The sequence below is a fragment of the Shimia sp. CNT1-13L.2 genome (assembly GCF_024331145.1).
Taxonomy (GTDB): Bacteria; Pseudomonadota; Alphaproteobacteria; order Rhodobacterales; family Rhodobacteraceae; genus Shimia.
The window spans coordinates 379586-398802 of record NZ_JANDJO010000004.1; the positions used below are offsets into that span (position 1 = coordinate 379586).

23 protein-coding genes are annotated in these 19217 nt (G+C 56.4%); 11 read left to right on the forward strand and 12 right to left on the reverse strand.

Annotated features, from left to right (window positions below; translation table 11 throughout):
- Window positions 1–111 precede the first annotated feature (111 nt).
- From rph to NNA36_RS11625, 4 genes are read left to right on the forward strand one after another with little or no spacing between them, the layout of a single operon-like run.
- On the forward strand, window positions 112–825 hold the full coding sequence (gene rph, locus NNA36_RS11610) for a ribonuclease PH (RefSeq protein ID WP_255107185.1): 714 nt from the start codon (window positions 112–114) through the stop codon (window positions 823–825).
- On the forward strand, window positions 822–1433 hold the full coding sequence (gene rdgB, locus NNA36_RS11615; RefSeq protein ID WP_255107186.1) for an RdgB/HAM1 family non-canonical purine NTP pyrophosphatase: 612 nt from the start codon (window positions 822–824) through the stop codon (window positions 1431–1433). Before rph ends, rdgB begins: the two co-directional genes overlap by 4 nt.
- Window positions 1426–2583: a radical SAM family heme chaperone HemW gene (gene hemW, locus NNA36_RS11620; RefSeq protein ID WP_255107187.1), complete on the forward strand. Its 1158-nt coding sequence runs from the start codon at window positions 1426–1428 to the stop codon at window positions 2581–2583. Before rdgB ends, hemW begins: the two co-directional genes overlap by 8 nt.
- A 2-nt stretch (window positions 2584–2585) precedes the next feature.
- Window positions 2586–2939, forward strand: a complete 354-nt coding sequence (locus tag NNA36_RS11625; protein WP_255107188.1) for a YbaN family protein — start codon at window positions 2586–2588, stop codon at window positions 2937–2939.
- Here NNA36_RS11625 and NNA36_RS11630 read toward each other — a convergent pair.
- The 7 genes from NNA36_RS11630 to NNA36_RS11660 all read right to left on the reverse strand — a co-directional run bounded on the left by NNA36_RS11630 (window position 2929) and on the right by NNA36_RS11660 (window position 10297).
- Complete coding sequence (locus NNA36_RS11630; RefSeq protein WP_255107189.1) at window positions 2929–3822, reverse strand: ParB/RepB/Spo0J family partition protein; 894 nt, start codon at window positions 3820–3822, stop codon at window positions 2929–2931. The genes NNA36_RS11625 and NNA36_RS11630 overlap by 11 nt on opposite strands.
- Window positions 3823–3843: 21 nt before the next feature.
- Window positions 3844–4653, reverse strand: coding sequence for a ParA family protein (locus tag NNA36_RS11635; RefSeq protein WP_255107190.1), 810 nt, complete (start codon window positions 4651–4653; stop codon window positions 3844–3846).
- Window positions 4646–5266: a 16S rRNA (guanine(527)-N(7))-methyltransferase RsmG gene (gene rsmG / locus NNA36_RS11640; protein ID WP_255107191.1), complete on the reverse strand. Its 621-nt coding sequence runs from the start codon at window positions 5264–5266 to the stop codon at window positions 4646–4648. Before rsmG ends, NNA36_RS11635 begins: the two co-directional genes overlap by 8 nt.
- Window positions 5267–5268: 2 nt before the next feature.
- Window positions 5269–7131: a tRNA uridine-5-carboxymethylaminomethyl(34) synthesis enzyme MnmG gene (gene mnmG, locus NNA36_RS11645; RefSeq protein WP_255107192.1), complete on the reverse strand. Its 1863-nt coding sequence runs from the start codon at window positions 7129–7131 to the stop codon at window positions 5269–5271.
- Between the two features lie 12 nt (window positions 7132–7143).
- Window positions 7144–8442 (reverse strand): tRNA uridine-5-carboxymethylaminomethyl(34) synthesis GTPase MnmE, encoded by a 1299-nt coding sequence (mnmE, locus tag NNA36_RS11650; protein WP_255107193.1) that lies wholly within the window; start codon window positions 8440–8442, stop codon window positions 7144–7146.
- A gap of 10 nt (window positions 8443–8452) precedes the next feature.
- Window positions 8453–9724, reverse strand: coding sequence for a transcription termination factor Rho (gene rho / locus NNA36_RS11655; RefSeq protein WP_255107194.1), 1272 nt, complete (start codon window positions 9722–9724; stop codon window positions 8453–8455).
- A gap of 123 nt (window positions 9725–9847) precedes the next feature.
- Complete coding sequence (locus NNA36_RS11660) at window positions 9848–10297, reverse strand: CopD family protein (RefSeq protein WP_255107195.1); 450 nt, start codon at window positions 10295–10297, stop codon at window positions 9848–9850.
- Window positions 10298–10706: 409 nt separating this feature from the next.
- Between NNA36_RS11660 and NNA36_RS11665 the strand changes: the two genes are divergently transcribed.
- Genes NNA36_RS11665 through dnaQ form a run of 4 tightly spaced genes read left to right on the forward strand, consistent with a single transcriptional unit; the run spans window position 10707 to window position 13450 of the window.
- Window positions 10707–11306, forward strand: coding sequence for a nucleoside triphosphate pyrophosphatase (locus NNA36_RS11665; RefSeq protein WP_255107196.1), 600 nt, complete (start codon window positions 10707–10709; stop codon window positions 11304–11306).
- Entirely contained in the window at window positions 11303–12136 is an 834-nt protein-coding gene (locus tag NNA36_RS11670) for a shikimate dehydrogenase (RefSeq protein WP_255107197.1), read from the forward strand. Before NNA36_RS11665 ends, NNA36_RS11670 begins: the two co-directional genes overlap by 4 nt.
- Window positions 12133–12726, forward strand: a complete 594-nt coding sequence (gene coaE, locus NNA36_RS11675; protein WP_255107198.1) for a dephospho-CoA kinase — start codon at window positions 12133–12135, stop codon at window positions 12724–12726. The genes NNA36_RS11670 and coaE overlap by 4 nt, the downstream gene beginning before the upstream one ends.
- Window positions 12719–13450, forward strand: a complete 732-nt coding sequence (gene dnaQ / locus NNA36_RS11680; RefSeq protein WP_255107199.1) for a DNA polymerase III subunit epsilon — start codon at window positions 12719–12721, stop codon at window positions 13448–13450. The genes coaE and dnaQ overlap by 8 nt, the downstream gene beginning before the upstream one ends.
- Before the next feature lie 27 nt (window positions 13451–13477).
- Here the strand turns inward: dnaQ and secB are convergent, their stop codons facing one another.
- Both secB and NNA36_RS11690 read right to left on the reverse strand, forming a co-directional pair.
- Window positions 13478–13972: a protein-export chaperone SecB gene (gene secB, locus NNA36_RS11685; RefSeq protein ID WP_255107200.1), complete on the reverse strand. Its 495-nt coding sequence runs from the start codon at window positions 13970–13972 to the stop codon at window positions 13478–13480.
- A 58-nt stretch (window positions 13973–14030) separates the two neighbouring features.
- Window positions 14031–14519 (reverse strand): FxsA family protein, encoded by a 489-nt coding sequence (locus NNA36_RS11690; RefSeq protein ID WP_255107201.1) that lies wholly within the window; start codon window positions 14517–14519, stop codon window positions 14031–14033.
- Window positions 14520–14623: 104 nt separating this feature from the next.
- Here NNA36_RS11690 and NNA36_RS11695 point away from each other — a divergent pair, with 104 nt between their 5' ends.
- The 3 genes from NNA36_RS11695 to NNA36_RS11705 are packed head-to-tail and all read left to right on the forward strand — an operon-like array spanning window position 14624 to window position 16889.
- Entirely contained in the window at window positions 14624–15280 is a 657-nt protein-coding gene (locus NNA36_RS11695) for a Tim44/TimA family putative adaptor protein (RefSeq protein WP_255107202.1), read from the forward strand.
- On the forward strand, window positions 15277–16314 hold the full coding sequence (locus NNA36_RS11700) for a murein transglycosylase A (RefSeq protein WP_255107203.1): 1038 nt from the start codon (window positions 15277–15279) through the stop codon (window positions 16312–16314). Before NNA36_RS11695 ends, NNA36_RS11700 begins: the two co-directional genes overlap by 4 nt.
- Window positions 16311–16889: a Smr/MutS family protein gene (locus NNA36_RS11705; RefSeq protein WP_255107204.1), complete on the forward strand. Its 579-nt coding sequence runs from the start codon at window positions 16311–16313 to the stop codon at window positions 16887–16889. The genes NNA36_RS11700 and NNA36_RS11705 overlap by 4 nt, the downstream gene beginning before the upstream one ends.
- A gap of 3 nt (window positions 16890–16892) precedes the next feature.
- Here the strand turns inward: NNA36_RS11705 and hslU are convergent, their stop codons facing one another.
- From hslU to trxA, 3 genes are all read right to left on the reverse strand, one after another.
- A complete protein-coding gene (gene hslU / locus NNA36_RS11710) occupies window positions 16893–18203 on the reverse strand; it encodes an ATP-dependent protease ATPase subunit HslU (protein WP_255107205.1) in 1311 nt (436 codons plus the stop codon).
- On the reverse strand, window positions 18200–18757 hold the full coding sequence (hslV, locus tag NNA36_RS11715; RefSeq protein ID WP_255107206.1) for an ATP-dependent protease subunit HslV: 558 nt from the start codon (window positions 18755–18757) through the stop codon (window positions 18200–18202). Before hslV ends, hslU begins: the two co-directional genes overlap by 4 nt.
- Window positions 18758–18881: 124 nt before the next feature.
- Window positions 18882–19202, reverse strand: coding sequence for a thioredoxin (gene trxA, locus NNA36_RS11720; protein ID WP_255107207.1), 321 nt, complete (start codon window positions 19200–19202; stop codon window positions 18882–18884).
- Window positions 19203–19217: the final 15 nt, after the last annotated feature.

Here is a 19217-nt window from a genome sequence, read left to right on the forward strand (position 1 = left end):
CATCCTTGTCCTGAATGTCATTAAAGTGCCCTTGGCAGAAAGGTCAATCGGGGTTGCGTTTCGTTGCTGCGGCCTTGTATCCCCATGCCCAAGCAACAAAGGATTATCGCCATGCGTCCGTCGGGAAGAGAACTTAATGAAATGCGCCCGGTTTCCATTGAAACCGATGTCACGAAACACGCCGAAGGCTCTTGCATGATCAAGATGGGCGATACGCATGTTCTGTGCACCGCCTCGATCGAAGCGCGCGTTCCGCCCTTTATCAAGGGGTCGGGTCTTGGCTGGGTGACGGCAGAATACGGCATGCTGCCGCGTTCGACCTCATCGCGTATGCGTCGCGAGGCTGCCGCAGGTAAGCAAGGCGGAAGAACTGTTGAAATTCAACGACTTATTGGTCGATCTCTGCGTGCTGGTGTGGATCGTGTCGCGTTGGGTGAACGCCAGATCACGGTTGACTGTGACGTTATCCAGGCAGATGGCGGCACGCGCTGCGCGTCGATCACGGGCGGCTGGGTTGCGCTGCGTCTTGCTGTGAACAAGCTGATGAAAGCGGGCGACGTGATCACCGATCCGCTGATTTCGCCGGTTGCCGCGGTATCTTGCGGGATCTACGCGGGCCAGCCGGTGCTGGACCTGGATTATCCGGAAGACTCGGAAGCCGGCGTTGACGGGAATTTCATCATGCTGGGCAACAAACAGATGATCGAAGTCCAGATGTCGGCAGAAGGGTCGACCTATTCGCGCGACCAGATGAACCAACTTCTCGACCTGGCAGACAAGGGCGTTGAGGAACTGGTTGCTGTACAGCTTGCGGCATCGGCATGATCCGGAAATTCGACGGAAAAACCCTGTTGGTGGCAACACATAACAAGGGAAAACTCGAGGAGGTGGCCCACCTTCTCGAGCCCTATGGCGTCAAGGTCGTGGGTGCGGGTGAAATGAACCTGCCCGAACCGGAAGAAACCGAGGATACGTTTGTCGGGAATGCCCGGATCAAGGCGCATGCCGCCGCAAAGGCAACCGGTTTGCCGGCACTTTCGGATGATTCTGGCCTGTCGATTGACGCGCTGGACGGTGCGCCCGGTGTCTATACTGCGGACTGGGCCGAAACCGGAAATGGCCGGGATTTCATGATTGCGATGACGCGCGCGCATGACGAGTTGATGGCGAAGAACGCTCCGGAGCCATGGACGGCACAATTCCGGAGCACGCTTGTTCTGGCCTGGCCTGATGGACATGATGAAGTGTTCGAGGGTGTCGCGCCCGGCACGTTGACCTGGCCGATCCGTGGCAAAGACGGTTTTGGCTATGATCCGATGTTCATTCCCGAAGGCCATACCGTGACATTCGCGGAGATGGATCGCTGGGAGAAAAACAAGATCAGCCACCGTGGTCTCGCGGTTGCCAAGTTCGTAGCAGGCTGTTTTGGCTGAGGATTGGCAAAACGGGGGCTTTGGTCTCTACATTCATTGGCCGTTCTGTCAGGCCAAATGCCCCTATTGCGACTTCAACAGCCATGTTTCGCAAAAAATAGACCAGAAACGCTGGCTTAGAGCCTATCTGTCGGAGATTGACAGAGTCTCACAAGAGACTCCAAATCGCATTCTCAACACGGTTTTCTTTGGTGGCGGCACGCCCAGTTTGATGGATCCCGAGATCGTTTCCGAGATCCTTGATAAGGTGCGCAGGGCCTGGCCGTCTTCCAACAATGTCGAAATCACGCTTGAGGCCAATCCTGGCTCTGTCGAAGCGGGGCGATTTGAGGCCTATCGCCAAGGCGGCGTAAACCGGATTTCGATGGGTATCCAGGCGCTGAATGACCGTGATCTGCAGCGTTTGGGGCGGATTCACTCGGTTTCCGAAGCCAAAGCCGCCTTTGACATCGCCCGCACAACCTTTGATCGGGTTAGTTTTGATCTGATTTACGCTCGACAGGACCAAACGCTGGAAGATTGGCGGGCAGAATTGCGCGAAGCCCTGTCTATGGCGATTGATCATCTGTCTTTGTACCAGTTGACGATCGAGGATGGCACGGCGTTCGGTGACCGCTATGCCCGCGGAAAATTGCGCGGCCTTCCTGAAGACGATCTTTCGGCCGATATGTACGAGGCGACATTCGATATCTGCGGTGAATTCGGTTTTGAGGGCTATGAAGTCTCTAACTATGCCAAAGTTGGCAATGAATCGCGCCACAATCTGATCTACTGGCGCTATGGGGATTATGCCGGGATTGGTCCGGGTGCACATGCACGCCTTACATTAGATGGCCAGAAATACGCCGCTGAAAGCTGGCGCAACCCTACAAAATGGCTGGATTCCGTGCAAACAGGCTCGGGAGAGTCGCTCCGGGAATGCGTTGACCAGGAATCTCAGCTGATCGAGTTCATGTTGATGGGTTTGCGCTTGTCAGAGGGAATTGATCTCCTACGTTACAAACAGTTGGCCGGCCGGGACTTTGGTAGCACCAAAGCGGACGCGTTGAAGGATCTGGGTCTCATTGATTGGGATGATCAGAGATTGCGGGTCCTTCCGAAAGGTCGAATGGTTCTGAATTCCGTCCTTGCGGAGCTTTTGGTGGAGTAGACATGCGGGTACTTTGGGCAGTTCTTGGCTTGCTTTGCGTTGCCCTTGCCGTGATCGGCATCGTTCTTCCGCTTTTGCCAACCGTCCCATTCCTGCTTCTGGCGGCATTCTTCTTTGCGAGATCGTCCGAGCGGCTTCACAACTGGCTAATGGACCACCCTACCCTCGGCCCCCCGATCGAAGACTGGCAATCGCGCGGCGCAATCAATCCGGCGGCAAAACGTCTTGCCACCATCTCGATTGTCGTTGTGTTCGGAATTTCGCTCGCCATCGGCCTACGCCCGATGTTGTTGGGCATTCAGGCCGGTGTTTTGAGCATGGTTCTCTTGTTTATCTGGACGCGGCCTAGCTGGTAGAGCTGAGGATACGGCAGATTTCATCAAGCTGATCGAGCGAGACATATTTGATGGTCAGCTGACCGCTTTCGTCGCCGGTTTTGTGATCAATGATGACCTTCATCCCCAGGTTGGCCGACAAATCCCCTTCGAGGGCAACGGTATCCGCGTCTTTCTTGGGTTTGGGCGCCGCGGGCTTTGGTTCGGACGGCTTGTTTTGCGCGGCTTTTGCCAGAGCTTCGGTCTGGCGCACGGAAAGACCGCCTTTGACCACCTTCTTGGCCAGCGCAGACGCATCTTCCGACGTAATCAAGGCGCGCGCATGGCCAGACGACAAGGCCCCTGTTTTCAGCAGCTCAAGAACATCTTCGGGCAATTGAAGCAGACGCATGACGTTTGCGATGTGGCTGCGGCTTTTGCCGAGAGCTTCGGAAAGCTTTTCCTGCGTATGACCAAACCGATCCATCAGCGCGCGATAGCCCGCCGCCTCTTCGACCGGGTTAAGATCGGCGCGCTGGATGTTTTCAATAATCGCGATCTCGAGAACTTCGGTATCGTTGTATTCGCGCACAACGACGGGAAGTTCATGCAACTGCGCAAGCTGCGAAGCGCGCCAGCGGCGTTCACCGGCGACGATTTCATAGGTTCCGCCTTCACGCTCGCGCACGATAAGGGGCTGAATGACGCCTTTTTCCTTGATCGAGGCGGCCAGTTCATCGAGCTGATCCTGGGTAAAATCGCGACGGGGCTGATCAGGGTTAGGTACGATCTTTTCGATCGGAACGGTCATATCCGCGCGACGCGGTTCACCAGTTTGCTCCTGAACCTTTTCTTCAGTCACATCTGCCATCAACGCAGACAGACCACGCCCCAGACCACGGGCTCTTCCCTTTTTCTCAGCCACAGCGCTCTCCTCTTTTTCTTATTATGCGGCGATTTTCATGTGCTTGGACATAAGTTCGCGCGCCAACTCGCGGTAAGCCTCGGCCCCTTTGGACGTAGGATCGTAGTCGATAACCGGCTGAGCGAAAGACGGGGCCTCGGAAACGCGGACATTCCGCGGAATGCGCGTTTCCATAACCAGTTCGCCGAGGTTGTCGCGGGCGTCCTGTTCAACCTGTTGCGAAAGGTTGTTGCGCGCATCAAACATGGTGAGGACCACGCCTTCGATCCGCAGCTTGGGATTCGCCGTCTGACGCACCTCGCGAACGGTCAGCATGAGCTGCGACAGGCCTTCGAGAGCGAAAAATTCGCTCTGGAGCGGGATCAGCACGGAATCCGAGGCGATCATGGCGTTCACTGTCAGCAGATTGAGCGACGGCGGGCAATCGATCAGGATGTAATCCCAGTCAAACGCATCCATTGCCGGCTGGCGCAGTGCGTCATGAAGAAGAAAGCTTCGTTTTTCGTTGGAAAGCAGTTCGATGTCAGCCGAACTCAGGTCAACGGTTGCCGGGATGATGCCCATCCCCTGAACGCCAGTCTCCTGGATGACGTCGGTCAAATTGATGTCTTCAAGCAACAGATCATAGGTCGTGAGTTTCCGATCTTCGGTTTCAACGCCTAGACCTGTCGATGCGTTGCCCTGCGGATCTAGGTCGACGACCAGAACGCGACAGCCGGCCTCAGCAAGAGCTGCGGAAAGGTTGATAGCGGTTGTTGTCTTGCCAACCCCGCCTTTCTGGTTGGCGACTGAGATAATTTTCGGGCCCCGGGGACGAGTGGGATCAGACACGTCGTATTTCTCCGACCTTGAGAATAACTGCTTCGGCTTCTGTCTTACTTGTAATGACCTCGTGGTTGAATGACCACGATTCCTCTGCCTTGCGCAGTTCTTTTTCCCAAGTGGCGCCTTTCGGGAACAAGGCGGTGCCGGTTTCGCCTAAATGGCGCTCAGCAAAGGAAAACAGGAGATCCAGATCTGCGAGAGCGCGGGCAGAAAGGATCGACGCGTTTTGAGGTTCGGCCTGTTCGATTCGTTTGGTGATGACATTGGCCGTAACACCGGTCTCGCGCAGAACTGTCCGCAAGAAGGCGCATTTACGCTGATCGCTTTCAATCATGGTGAGCTTGGTCGGGGAATTGGCTTCGGCGGCCATGATGGCAATCACCAATCCGGGGAACCCTCCCCCACTGCCGATATCCACCCAATGATCTATGGGGTGATCTGCACAGTGAAAAACCTGTGCGGAATCATAGATGTGGCGCTCCCAGAGATCGGGAAGCGTTGTTTTGGAGACCAGATTGATTTTCGGGTTCCACTTGCAGAGGAGATCAGCGAGCTTATTGAGGCGATCCGATGTTTCACGTGAAACATTCAGGCGTCCCAAAACATCTTCTGCGCTCATACTCACGCGATCTTCCCCTTCTTGGCCTGACGAATGCGTGCAAGGATCAGTGTGAGCGCCGCAGGTGTCATCCCGTCAATCCGTCCTGCCTGACCAAGGTTCGCGGGGCGTGTCGCGTTGAGCTTTGACTTGAGTTCATTGGAGAGGCCCTCGACGATGTCGAAATCGAAGTCGGCGGGTATCTCCTGATTCTCGTCCCGCTGCATGGCTTCAACATCACGCTTTTGCCGTTCGATGTAGTTCGCATAGAGCGCGTCGCGCTCAAGCTGTGCGCGGGTGTCCGGATCAATGGCGGCATATCGCGCGTCCAGTTTTTCCAGATCGCCAAAGCTGACATCAGGGAATGCGAGAACCTGAAAGGCTGTTCGGCGGTTCCCATCCTGATTGACCGAGATGCCCGCGGCGTTGATTTGCTTCGGAGAGAACTTCTCGTCTTCCAGAAGATCCCGGGCCGTGTTCAGGCGATCGAGTTTTTCACCAAAGGCGCGACGACGGGTTTCGCCGACAAGGCCAAGCTCCAGCCCTACCGGGGTGAGACGCTGGTCGGCGTTGTCTGCCCGCAGAGACAGGCGGAATTCGGCTCGGGAGGTGAACATGCGATAAGGTTCAGTGACACCGCGCGTGATGAGGTCGTCGACCATAACCCCGATATAGCTGTCCGAGCGGCTGAAATACTTGGGATCCTTACCCTGTGCTGACAGCGCGGCATTAAGGCCGGCAACAAGCCCTTGGGCGGCGGCTTCCTCATATCCTGTGGTTCCGTTGATCTGACCCGCAAGATATAGACCAGGAACGGTCTTCACCGACAAGGCAGCATCAAGGGCGCGGGGATCAACGTAGTCGTATTCGATGGCATAGCCGGGTTGGAGGATCTCGACTTCCTCAAGACCATAGATCGAACGGACGTAATCTTCCTGGACATCGACAGGTAGAGAAGTCGAGATGCCGTTTGGATAGACCGTGTCGTCATCCAGACCTTCGGGTTCAAGAAACACCTGGTGCGACGTCTTATCGGCAAAGCGGACGATCTTGTCTTCGATCGACGGACAATATCGCGGCCCTACCCCCTCGATGTGACCGCCGTACATAGCCGAGCGATCCAGGTTATCTCGGATGATCTGATGGGTCTTCTCGTTGGTGTGGGTTATCCCACAGGCGACCTGACGGGCTGAAGGTGCCCTATTGAGGAACGAAAACATCGTTGGCTCATCGTCGCCGGGCTGAGAATCCAGAAGATCCCACTTGATGGTCTTGCCGTTCAGGCGCGGTGGCGTACCGGTCTTCAGGCGGCCAAGAGGCCATTGAAAGCTGTCGATTCGCTCGGCCAGACGTACGGAAGGGTCATCCCCCATACGACCACCGGGGCGAGAGACATCGCCGATATGGATCACGCCTCTCAGGAATGTGCCGGTGGTTAGGACAACTGCGTGCGAAGACAGTTCTGATCCGTCGGCCAAGATGACGCCGCGAACAGAGTTTCCCTCCATGCGGAAATCGGTGGCTTCACCTTCGATCACAGTCAGATTCGGGGTAGCCATGATTTCGGCCAGCATCGATTCGCGATAGATTTTGCGATCTGCCTGCGCACGAGGGCCTTGTACGGCGGGGCCCTTGCGGCGGTTCAGAAGGCGAAACTGGATGCCAGCCTTGTCAGCCACGCGCCCCATGACGCCGTCGAGCGCGTCGATCTCACGAACGAGGTGACCCTTGCCCAGCCCACCAATCGCCGGGTTACAGGACATCACACCGATGCCCGAGGTTTTGAGGGTGACCAAGGCGGTCTGCGCACCCATTCGGGCCGCTGCGTGAGCTGCATCCGCACCGGCGTGTCCGCCGCCAACAACGATGACGTCAAAATGTTTCACGTGAAACACTCCTTACTTTCCGATGCAGAAGCTCGAGAAGATTTCATCCAAGAGGTTCTCGACATCTACGCGACCCACAATCGAATCCAAAGCACGAATCGCACTGCGCAGTTCTTCGGCCGCGATCTCATAGTGATCCGGCCCCAGAGCAAGCACCGCGTGCGCAGCCGCGAGGTTATCGCTTGAACGCGTCATGGCAACGCGATGGCGCTCACGTGTGGCAATACCAGAGCGCGCCGCCTGTACGGACAGGGCCTCGGTGATCGCTGTCACGAGCTCGGACACCCCCTGCCCCGTCTTTCCGGAGACGGCATTGTCAGCCTGGGCAAGAGTATCTGCCTTGGCGGCGCGGACAATGTCGCCCGGAAGCGGCTGGAAATCGGGGTGATCCCCCTGCTCAACAAGAAAGACGCGAAGATCGGCAGCCTCGGCGCGCTGGCGGGCGCGCTCGATTCCAATGCCTTCTACGTAGTCTTCGGTTTCCCGGAGGCCGGCGGTATCAAGAAGGGTGACGGGAAGGCCATTCAGCTCCATGCGCACCTCAATCACGTCGCGGGTTGTCCCGGCGAATTCAGAGGTGATGGCCGCCTCACGGCCTGCAAGGGCGTTCAGAAGTGTTGATTTCCCAACGTTAGGTGCGCCCAGAATGGCAACCTCGAACCCCGTCCTGATGCGCTCTGCCGTTTCGACACCGGAGATTTCCTTGGCCAGATCGGTGCGTACGTCCGAAAGCAGACCCTGAACTTCGGGCGTAACATCGACCGGAACCTCTTCATCGGCAAAATCAATGGTTGCCTCAAGCAATGCGGCGGCCCGAATGAGTTTTTCGCGCCAGCCACCAGCGAGATCGCCCAAGTCACCCGACAGAACGCGCAGGGCCTGACGCCTCTGGGCCTCGGTCTCTGCTTCGATCAGATCGGCGAGACCTTCGACCTGGGCAAGGTCGAGACAGCCGTTCTCCAGCGCGCGGCGTGTGAACTCTCCTGCCTCTGCCAGACGCAGGCCTTCAACATCCGAAAGCTCGCGCAGCACGGCGTTCACCACGGCCACAGAGCCATGCAGGTGCAACTCCAGCACTTCTTCGCCGGTAAAGCTGTTCTTTTCGGGGAAATAGATCACCAGCGCCTGATCAAGGCGGCGGCCTTCCTTGTCCTTCAGGAGTTTGAGAGAGGCGTGACGTGGTTCGGGAAGACCAATGCCGAGAGCTTCCCCTGCCCTGCCAATCAAGGGGCCAGACACACGAACGACAGCGACCCCCGCTTTACCGGGGGCCGTTGCCAGAGCGAAAATCGTATCAGGCACATAGGCCATCGCGAAACCCTTAGGTGTTCATCGAGTCAAAGAACTCAGAGTTGGTCTTGGTCTGCTTGAGCTTGGACAACAGGAATTCGATCGCGTCAGTGGTACCCATCGGGTTGAGGATGCGGCGCAGGACAAAGGTCTTGGCCAGATCGCCCTTGTCGACCAGCAGGTCTTCTTTACGGGTGCCCGACTTGAGAATGTCGATGGCCGGAAAGACGCGTTTGTCGGCAATCTTGCGATCCAGCACGACTTCGGAGTTACCGGTGCCTTTGAATTCTTCGAAGATCACCTCGTCCATACGCGAGCCGGTGTCGATGAGGGCGGTCGAGATGATAGTCAGCGAGCCACCCTCTTCGATGTTCCGCGCAGCACCGAAGAAGCGCTTGGGACGTTGCAGGGCGTTGGCATCCACACCACCGGTCAGAACCTTACCAGAAGACGGCACAACGGTGTTGAAGGCGCGACCGAGGCGGGTGATCGAGTCGAGCAGGATGACCACGTCACGCTTGTGCTCAACCAGGCGCTTGGCCTTTTCGATGACCATCTCTGAAACGGCGACGTGGCGGGCGGCCGGTTCGTCAAAGGTCGAGGAGATGACCTCGCCTTTCACGGAGCGCTGCATGTCGGTAACTTCTTCCGGACGTTCGTCGATCAGCAGAACGATCAGATAGCACTCGGGGTGGTTGGCCTCGATGCTATGCGCGATGTTCTGAAGGATAACGGTTTTACCTGTCCGCGGCGGTGCCACGATCAGCGAGCGCTGGCCCTTACCAATCGGCGCAACGAGGTCGATCACGCGGGCGGATTTGTCCTTGATGGTCGGATCTTCGATTTCCATCTTCAGACGCTCGTCCGGATAGAGCGGTGTGAGGTTGTCGAAGGCGATCTTGTGTTTCGCTTTCTCGGGCTCTTCGAAGTTGATCTTCGTGACGCTCATGAGGGCGAAGTAACGCTCGTTTTCTTCCGGCGCTTTCATCACGCCTTCAATCGTATCCCCGGTGCGCAGCGAGAACTGGCGGATCATTTCAGGCGAGACGTAGATGTCGTCCGGACCGGGAAGATAGTTGGCCTCGGGGGACCGCAGGAAGCCAAAACCATCCTGAAGTACCTCAAGCACACCTTCACCGATGATTTCCCAGCCTTCATCCGCGCGTTCGCGGAGAATCTGGAACATCATTTCGCCTTTACGCATTGTCGAGGCGTTTTCGATCTCGAGCTCTTCAGCCATCGCCAAGAGATCCTTGGGGCTTTTCGCCTTGAGATCTGCCAATGCGAGTTTTTCAATTGTCATGGGAAACATCCTTCGCACGACCAAATCGGGCCGTGGATTGCATCAGTCATTCGGAAGACACTTGGCCCGGACGGGCCAGTTGCCGAATTACATAAGGAAACTTGGGAAGGGAGTCAAACCGCGTCAGAATTTTACGACGACGGAAAGAACGATCACGATCATCAACAAAGTCGGGACTTCGTTCATCATTCGGTAAGATCGGCCTTGCAGGGTGTTTTCACCACGACCGAACTGTTTGCGCTTAATCATGAGCCAGTGATCGAACACCGTCATAGCAATAACCGCGGCACCCTTGGTGTATGGCCAGATGGCAGACCAGTCCACGACACCGGGGGTGAAGACCAAAGTCAGCCCAGCCAGCCAAGTGGCAATAGAGGCAGGGGCCATGATGTATCTCTGGAGCTTGTATTCCATGATACGGAGCGTCTCGTCGAGCTGATCTCCAACTGTCGCTTTCTCAGCATGATAGACGAACAGTCGAGGTAGATAGAACAGCCCGGCCATCCAGGACAGAACGGCCATGATATGGAACGATAGAACGTACGGGTAAATATCGACGAGAAAGTAGGCCATCGGGTTTTCCAGACTGAACTCATCCCTCTCTAAATAAATAAATAAAAAGATAAAAGGATGATGATTATGTAGGCTGCTCCAAACCTGTGGATTATGCGTTTTTCACAAGGTTTTTCCACATTGGGATGAATTGCCCGAAGAATCTTAACGAAATTCGTTTTTCGATTTTTAGTTAAATTATTTCAGATACTTAACCTATATCATTCGGGCAGTGCAGAATGTGGAAAACTGTGTGAGCGAATCTGTATCCACGACTTTCTTCACAGGCTGGACGTTTTACAAATTCACCGTGGGGAAAAACTGGGGAACTCGGTGAGATGGGCTGGGTTTTCCCAAGCTTGCATTGCTTTGGGGAATTTCCGAAAAACTGCCCTAGCTTCGTCAACGAGAAACCCACGGATTTATCCACATGTCACAACACATCATCCTCGCGTCTGGTTCCGAGATCCGGGCAACGCTGTTGCGAAATGCCGGCATCGCCTTTGATGTTGAAGTGGCGAAAGTGGACGAAGAAATGTTGCGGATGGCCCTTGAGGCCGAACAGGCGCCGCCACGTGATATTGCCGACGCATTGGCCGAAGCAAAAGCGGCCAAGGTGGCGAGAAAGAACCCCGATGCGCTGGTGATCGGGTGTGACCAGGTGCTTGATTTCGAAGGTCAGGTGTTTTCGAAACCCAAGAACGTGGAAGACGCGCGAGATCAGTTAAAAGCGTTGCGCGGTAAACGGCATACCTTGTTGTCTGCCGTGGTGATTTTTCATGAGGGAGAACCGGTCTGGCGGCATATCGGCATGGTGCGCCTGCAGATGCGGGACTTTTCTGATGCCTATCTGGAAGAGTACCTTGAGCGAAACTGGGAGAGCATTCGCTGGAGTGTTGGGGGCTACAAGCTTGAAGAAGAAGGTGTGAGATTGTTCCATCGCGTTGACGGTGACTATTTCAATGTTCTCGGGATGCCGCTAATCGAAGTATTGAACTATCTCATGGTTCGAGGAGATTTGATGTCATGAGCCTGCCAAAGATCCCACTTGCCGGGGTGATCGGCCACCCGATCGCGCATTCAAGATCGCCCTTGTTGCATGGCCATTGGCTTCGGACCTATGGAATCCAGGGCCACTATATTCCGATGGATGTGGCGCAAGGCGATTTGCAAGCCGTACTGGAAGCAATGCCAAAGATGGGTTTTGTCGGCGCGAACGTCACCATCCCGCACAAAGAGGCGGTGATGGAGCTTGTCGACCACGTGACGGACCGCGCGTCGTTGATCGGGGCTGTGAATACGCTGATTTTCCGCGAAGACGGCAAGACGATTGGTGATAACACGGATGGGTACGGTTTTATCGAAAACCTGCGTCAGGGCGCGCCGGATTGGAAGCCGGATGCGGGGCCAGCCGTTGTTCTTGGCGCCGGCGGCGCAGCGCGGGCTGTTGTTGCTTCTTTGTTGGATGCGGGTGTTCCCGAAATCCTGATCACCAACCGGACTCGTGTACGTGCCGACCAGCTGCGCGCGGACTTTGGTGCGCGGCTTTCTGTGGTGGAATGGGTTCAGGCGGGCAATATCCTTGAGGACGGGGCAACCGTCGTAAACACGACGTCTCTTGGCATGGCTGGCAAACCCGAGCTTAGGGTTCCGTTGGATGGTTTGCGAAAAGATGCCGTTGTGACCGATCTTGTCTACAACCCTCTCAAGACGCATCTTCTTGAAATTGCGGAGGAAAAAGGCTGCACCACCGTCGATGGGCTTGGCATGTTGCTTCATCAGGCCGTTCCTGGCTTTGAACGCTGGTTCGGCCGCAGACCGGTCGTGGACGACGCAACCCGAGAGGCGGCACTGGCATGACGTTTCGCGTTGGATTGACCGGCTCTATCGGCATGGGAAAGTCGACGACGGCAAGGCTTTTCGCTGATGCCGGATGTGCGGTTTGGGATGCGGATGCCGCGGTTCATCGCATGTATTCCAAGGGTGGGGCCGCGGTGGCCCCTATTGAGGCCGTATTGCCGGATGCAGTGGAAGACGGTGCGGTTTCACGTGACCGGCTGAAAGAGCTGATCGGCAAAGACGCCTCGGTTCTAAAGACGCTGGAAGAGATCGTGCATCCTCTGGTCGCCAAGGATCGTGCGGAATTTGCCGAAGTCGCCACGTCGGATATTCTGGTATTCGATATTCCGTTGCTATTCGAAACCGGGGGAAACCTGACGATGGATGCTGTCGTATGTGTCTCTGTTTCACCTGAAATCCAGCAAGAAAGGGTTCTGGCGCGTGGTACGATGACGGAAGATCAGTTTCATCAGATCCGCGAAAAGCAGATGCCCAACGATGAAAAATGCGCGCGATCGGATTTCGTGGTGATCACGGATACACTGGACCATGCGCGTGAACAGGTGGCGCGGATCATCGAGGCCATCAGGGAGAGAATGACCTATGCGTGAGATCGTACTTGATACCGAAACCACAGGCCTTGATCCCAATACCGGCGACAGGATTGTCGAAATCGGTGGTGTGGAGCTGTTCAACCACATGCCGACGGGCAACACCTATCACCAGTACATCAATCCCGAACGCTCGATGCCGATGGAGGCGTTTCAGGTTCACGGAATTGGTCCCGATCTTCTTGAGCCGCCGCAAACCGACAATCCAGCCGCGATCACGCTGCGCGACAAGCCGGTTTTCAAGGAGATTGGCCAGGCGTTTCTGGATTTCGTGGGCGATGCCAAGCTTGTCATTCACAACGCGTCATTCGACATGAAATTCTTGAATGCCGAATTGAAGTGGATGGGATTGCCCCAGATACCCTGGGAACAAGCGCTGGACACTCTGGCAATCGCTCGGAGAAAGTTTCCGGGTTCGCCAGCGTCTCTGGATGCCCTGTGTCGGCGGTTTGGTATCGACAACGCCAACCGGACCTTGCACGGCGCGTTGCTCGACTCTGAAATCCTTGCGGATGTCTATCTTGAGCTGATTGGCGGGCGTCAGCCGGATTTTGCGCTGTCTGCCGTTGCGACGAAGAAGACGGAAACGGTTCAGGATACCAGTTGGCAGCCAAAACCACGCCCTAGCCCCCTGCCCTCGCGGTTGACCGAAGACGAAAAGAAGGCCCACGAAGACTTCGTTGCCAAAATGGGCGACGACGCCTTGTGGGCCAAACTTGGGTAACAGCCCCGCAATACGGGACCATTGAACTTATTGAACTGCGGCCTGGGCCTGTGCTTCTGCCTGACGACGCGCCAGTTCCTGGCGGTACAGCTGCATGAAGTCGATGTTTTCGAGGTTCAGTGGCGGGAAACCACCGTCGCGGGTGACGTCGGAAACGATGCGGCGCAGGAACGGGAACAGCAGACGCGGGCATTCGATCAGCAGGAACGGATGCAGTTGGTCTTCCGGAACGCCTTCGATGTGGAAGATGCCGGCATATTCCAGTTCGAAGATGAACATCTCGTCACCGGTTTCTTTGGTTTTGGCGGTGATGTTCAGCTTGGTCACAACTTCGAACTGGTGTTCGACTTCGCGCTTCTGGGCGTCAAGGTTGACCTGAACCTGAACGTCGGGCTGTGCTTCACCGCTGATGCGTTTCTGGGCGAGGATGTTCTCGAAGGACATGTCCTTGATGAACTGCGCCAGAACATTCATGCGAACCTGGGGTGCCGCCTGTGCCGCGCCGTTGTCGTTTTCCGACATGGTTTTCTCCTGAATAAATCAAATCTCTGGTCTGCTTTATCAGGAAGAAAACCGCGCCTCAATGCTTAGTCCAGCCTGAGGGTTGATGCGTCGGGCGTTTCGTTGGGTCGACTTCGGTAAAGTCGCCATCGATCACGTCATCTTGGGCAGGGCGGGATTGCTGTTGCGCGCTGTGCATGGATCCCATCGTGAAGCTTTGAACCTTCACGCGCGCCTTGATGTAGTTGAACACGGCCACACGCACGGCCGGGACAAGAAGGGCAAAACCAACAGCATCGGTGAAAAAGCCCGGTGTCAGAAGAAGTGCGCCGGAGAACAGGATCATGGCACCGTGTGCCAGAGGTTCGGTGGGATCATTCAGGTTTTCGAAAGACCGCTTCAGGTTGCCGAGGGCCAAAGCGCCCTGATTGCGTACCAGAAATGTGCCGAGCATCGCCGTGACAACAACAACTGCAAGGGTTGGCAATAGGCCGATCGCCCCACCGACTTGGATGAAAAGCGCAATTTCGATCAGGGGAACACCGACAAAGGCCAGGAACAGCCACATATTCTTCAATCTCCAAGTTTGTCACCGAGCCAGTGGACTTGATCTGGCCTGTGACTTACATAAGTGCGGTATACGCCTGTTTCCATGCCCTGTTCGAGGTACTCATGAATTCACCCATTCTTCAGCTGCTTGTGTTGGCTGGTATTGCCGTCTTTCTCATCCTCCGTCTGCGGAGCGTTTTGGGAACGCGAGATGGGTTTGAGCCACCGCGCCAGCAACAGGTTCAAACCGAGCGTCGTGGTCCGGAACTTGAGGTTATTCAGGGCGGTCCAGATCCGGACATCGTGGATCACGTTGCCGAAGATTCGGATGAGTACGCAGCGCTTGCCGCAATGAAGCAGATCGAACCGAGTTTTGGCGTGAGCGATTTTCTTCAAGGCGCGCGTGGCGCTTATGAAATGATCCTGATGGGGTTCGAAAAGGGCGATCTTGGTTCTATCAAGCCTTTCCTGTCGGATGAGGTTTATGATGCCTTTGCCCATGTCGTCGAGGTGCGCGAGAAACAAGGCCTCACGGTCGAGAGCGAATTTGTCGGTGTGCGCGAAATGGCGTTGCACAATGCGACATTCGACACAGATAACCGCGAAGCCGAGATCACCGTTCGGTTTATCGGTGAATTGACCCATGTCGTGCGAGATCGTGCGGGTGACATCATCGAGGGCGACGAACGCCAGGTCAAAAAGCAAAGGGACATCTGGACTTTTGCGCGGGCCATGGGGTCGGATGATCCCAACTGGCAACTTGTCGCAACGGGCGAATGATTTACTGGTTTCGGGCGGCTGTTCTGGCAGGGCTGGCGATGGTCGGGTCTGAGGCAGCATCCGAAACCACGATCAAGATTCTGGATTTCAAAGATCTGGATGGATGGGCCGAGGATGATCATGCCGCGGCCCTTTCCACGTTTCAGAACACCTGCATGGATTTCGATGCCCCGGATTGGCAGGCGCTGTGCAAGGCGGCGGGTGAAATTTCAGATGCGCGCAGTTTCTTTGAGCTGCTGTTCCGACCGGTTCTGGTCGAAGACGGCAAGGATGCGCTGTTCACGGGGTATTTCGAACCTGAGCTGGATGGGTCTTTGGTTCCGACCGAACGCTATCGGTACCCCTTGTATCGGCAACCTCCGGAAGCGCGCCGCAAAACCAGCTGGCTTACCCGCCGTGAGATCGAAACCAGCGGCGCCATGGTGGGGCGTGGACTGGAGGTTGCATGGGTTGATGATCCGGTAGAGCTTTTCTTCCTGCAAATTCAGGGATCTGGCCGCATTCATCTGCCTGATGGAAGCTATCTTAGGGTTGGCTACGGCGGATCGAATGGTCGGCCGTATCGCTCGATCGGTGTCGAGCTTGTGCGACGCGGTGTGTACTCAGCCCATCAGGTCAGTGCGCAGGTAATCAAGAATTGGGTGCGCCGCAATCCGGTGGATGGTGCGGACCTGCTGCGCCACAACGATTCCTATGTTTTCTTCCGCAAGGTGACACGTGTTCCCGCGGACAAAGGCCCGCTTGGGGCCATGAACCGTTCGATCACCACCATGAGAACGGTTGCCGTTGATCCAAAGTTCACACCACTTGGCGCCCCGGTCTGGGTTGAAAAAGAAGGTGAAACGCCCTTGAGGCGACTTATGATCGCGCAGGATACGGGATCGGCGATCAAGGGTGCGCAGCGTGCGGATATCTTCTTTGGTACCGGAGATGATGCCGGCCGTGCGGCGGGACGTCTGAAAGATGGTGGACGAATGATCATTCTTCTGCCAATTCAGCGGGCCTATGCCATGTTGCCCGAGGCCGTGCTGTGAGTAGAAGACGTCTGACCCCTGAAGAAGTAGATCTTTGGCGCAAGGTGGCGGATTCTGCGCATCGGATGCACCCGGAACGCTCTCGGCATGAAGAGCCTAAGCCGAAACCCAAGCCGATCAAACCGGTGCGGCCGCGTGTGCCGGAGTTCGAGGTTGGATCAAGGGCGCAGACCGCCCTGCCCCGCAATGATCTCTTGCCCGGTATTTCCGAGCGTGTCGCGCGACAGCCGCTGCATATGGACAAGAAGGTCTATGGCAAGATGAAGCGCGGGAAGATGTTGCCCGAAGGCAAGATCGACCTGCACGGCATGACCCAGGAACAGGCGCATCCGGCGCTGACCGGCTTCATCATGCGCTCATTTTCCGAGGGAAAGCGACTGGTGCTGGTTGTGACGGGGAAAGGCAAATCCAAGCCGGATGACGGGCCAATCCCGGTGCGACGCGGGATTTTGAAACATCATGTGCCGCAATGGCTCGCGATGCCGCCGCTTGGTGCGATGGTGCTTCAAGTTGCCGAAGCCCATGTGCGTCATGGCGGCGCCGGAGCCTACTATGTGTATCTCCGACGCCACTGAGGTTTACAGGACGTAGCGGCTGACGTCTGCAGACTTGGTCAGTTCACCAAGGTTTTGTTCAACGAACGCAGCGTCGACAGTGATCTCGTCTCCGGAGCGATCGGGGGCCGTGAAACTCAGCTCTTCAAAGACACGCTCCATCACCGTGTAGAGACGCCGTGCCCCAATGTTTTCAATGGTTTGGTTCACGTCTGCCGCGATTTTCGCCAGTGCCGCGATGCCCTCGTCCGTGAAGGTGACCACCACTTCTTCGGTGTTCATCAGAGCGGTGTACTGACGGGTCAGGGCATTGTCAGTTTCCGTCAGGATGCGCACGAAATCATCTTCGGTCAGGGCACGCAGTTCCACGCGGATCGGAAGGCGGCCCTGGAGTTCAGGCAGCAGATCCGAGGGTTTCGCAATGTGGAATGCCCCGGACGCGATGAACAGGATGTGGTCGGTTTTGACCGGACCATGTTTTGTGCTGACGGTTGTGCCTTCGATCAATGGCAACAGATCGCGTTGCACCCCTTCCCGGCTTACATCTCCGCCCCGAGCTTCAGAACGAGCGCAGACCTTGTCGATCTCATCAAGGAAGACGATGCCGTTCTGTTCAACCGCTTCCAGCGCAGCCTTGGTGACGGATTCGTCGTCCAAAAGTTTGTCTGCCTCTTCGGAGATCAGGATTTCATAGCTTTCAGCAACGGTCATGCGACGTTTCACAGTGCGACCGCCAAAGGCTTTGCCGAACAGATCACCGATGTTCATCATACCCATCTGGCTTCCGGGTTGGCCGGGGATGTCGAACATGCCACCCATCGGGTTCGAGGAATCAGCCACTTCCAACTCGATCATAGTGTCATCGAGTTCGCCTGACTTCAGCTTTTTACGGAACATTTCGCGGGTGGCGTCGCGGGCATCTTCGCCGGCGATTGCCTCGATCACGCGGTCTTCCGCACCGCGATGGGCGTTGGCCTTGACGTCTTCACGCATGTGTTCGCGGGTCATGGCAATTGCGCTGTCGACCAGATCGCGCACGATCTGTTCAACATCACGGCCCACGTATCCCACTTCGGTGAATTTCGTGGCTTCGACCTTGATGAAAGGCGCGCGGGCAAGTTTTGCCAGCCGGCGGCTGATTTCGGTTTTGCCGACGCCGGTGGGGCCGATCATCAGGATGTTTTTCGGGTACACCTCTTCCCGCAGATCATCGGAAAGCTGCTTGCGGCGCCAACGATTGCGCAGCGCCACGGCGACGGCGCGTTTTGCATCATTTTGCCCGATGATAAAGCGGTCGAGTTCGGAAACGATTTCGCGCGGGGTCAGATCGGTCATTTGGTGATTTTCTCTACGGTCAGGTTGCCATTGGTGTAGACGCAGATGTCTGCCGCGATGGCCATCGCGCCGCGGGCCACCTCTTCGGCGGATTTGTCGCTGTCCATCATGCCGCGTGCGGCTGCGAGGGCAAAGTTGCCGCCCGATCCGATGGCCGTGACGTCGTGTTCGGGCTCAAGAACGTCCCCTGCCCCGGTGATGACGAAAATGTCGGCACCGTCCGAGACGATCAGCATGGCTTCGAGCTTTTGCAGGTACTTGTCGGTGCGCCAATCCTTGGCAAGTTCAACAGAGGCACGGGCCAATTGGCCGGGGGTGGCTTCGAGTTTGGTTTCCAGACGCTCAAGCAAAGTGAAGGCATCGGCTGTCGAACCGGCGAAACCGGCAACAACGTCGTATCCACCGGGCGACAGGCGGCGCACCTTGCGGGCGGTGCCCTTGATGACAGTCTGGCCAAGGGAAACCTGGCCGTCGCCAGCAATCACCACTTCGCCGTCTTTCTTGACGCCGATGATCGTTGTTCCGTGCCAACCGGGGAATTGGTCTTGCGACATACATTTCTCCTTTTGTTGAAGACCTATATGAGGCCCGCGCGCAAACCGCACAAGGGCAGCCCTTGCCGCAGAACGAAAAAGGGCGCCCCGATTGGAGCGCCCCTTGACCAAATTGATCGTAAGATCAGATGGCTTCTTCGATCCAGCTTTGCAGCGCGGCTTTCGGAGCAGCGCCGGCGCGGTTCGAAACAACCTGACCGTCTTTGAAGATGAACAGCGCCGGGATGCCGCGAACACCCATCGCCGCAGCGGCGTTCGGGTTCGAGTCAACATCGACCTTGGCGATCTTTACCTTGCCTTCGTACTCGGACGACAGCTCTTCGAGAGCCGGGCCGATTTGTTTACAGGGGCCACACCACTCGGCCCAGAAATCCACCACTACGGGGATGTCCGAGTTCTTGACTTCGGCGTCAAATGTGGCGTCGGTGACAGCGACGGTTGCCATGTGATTTCTCCTGAA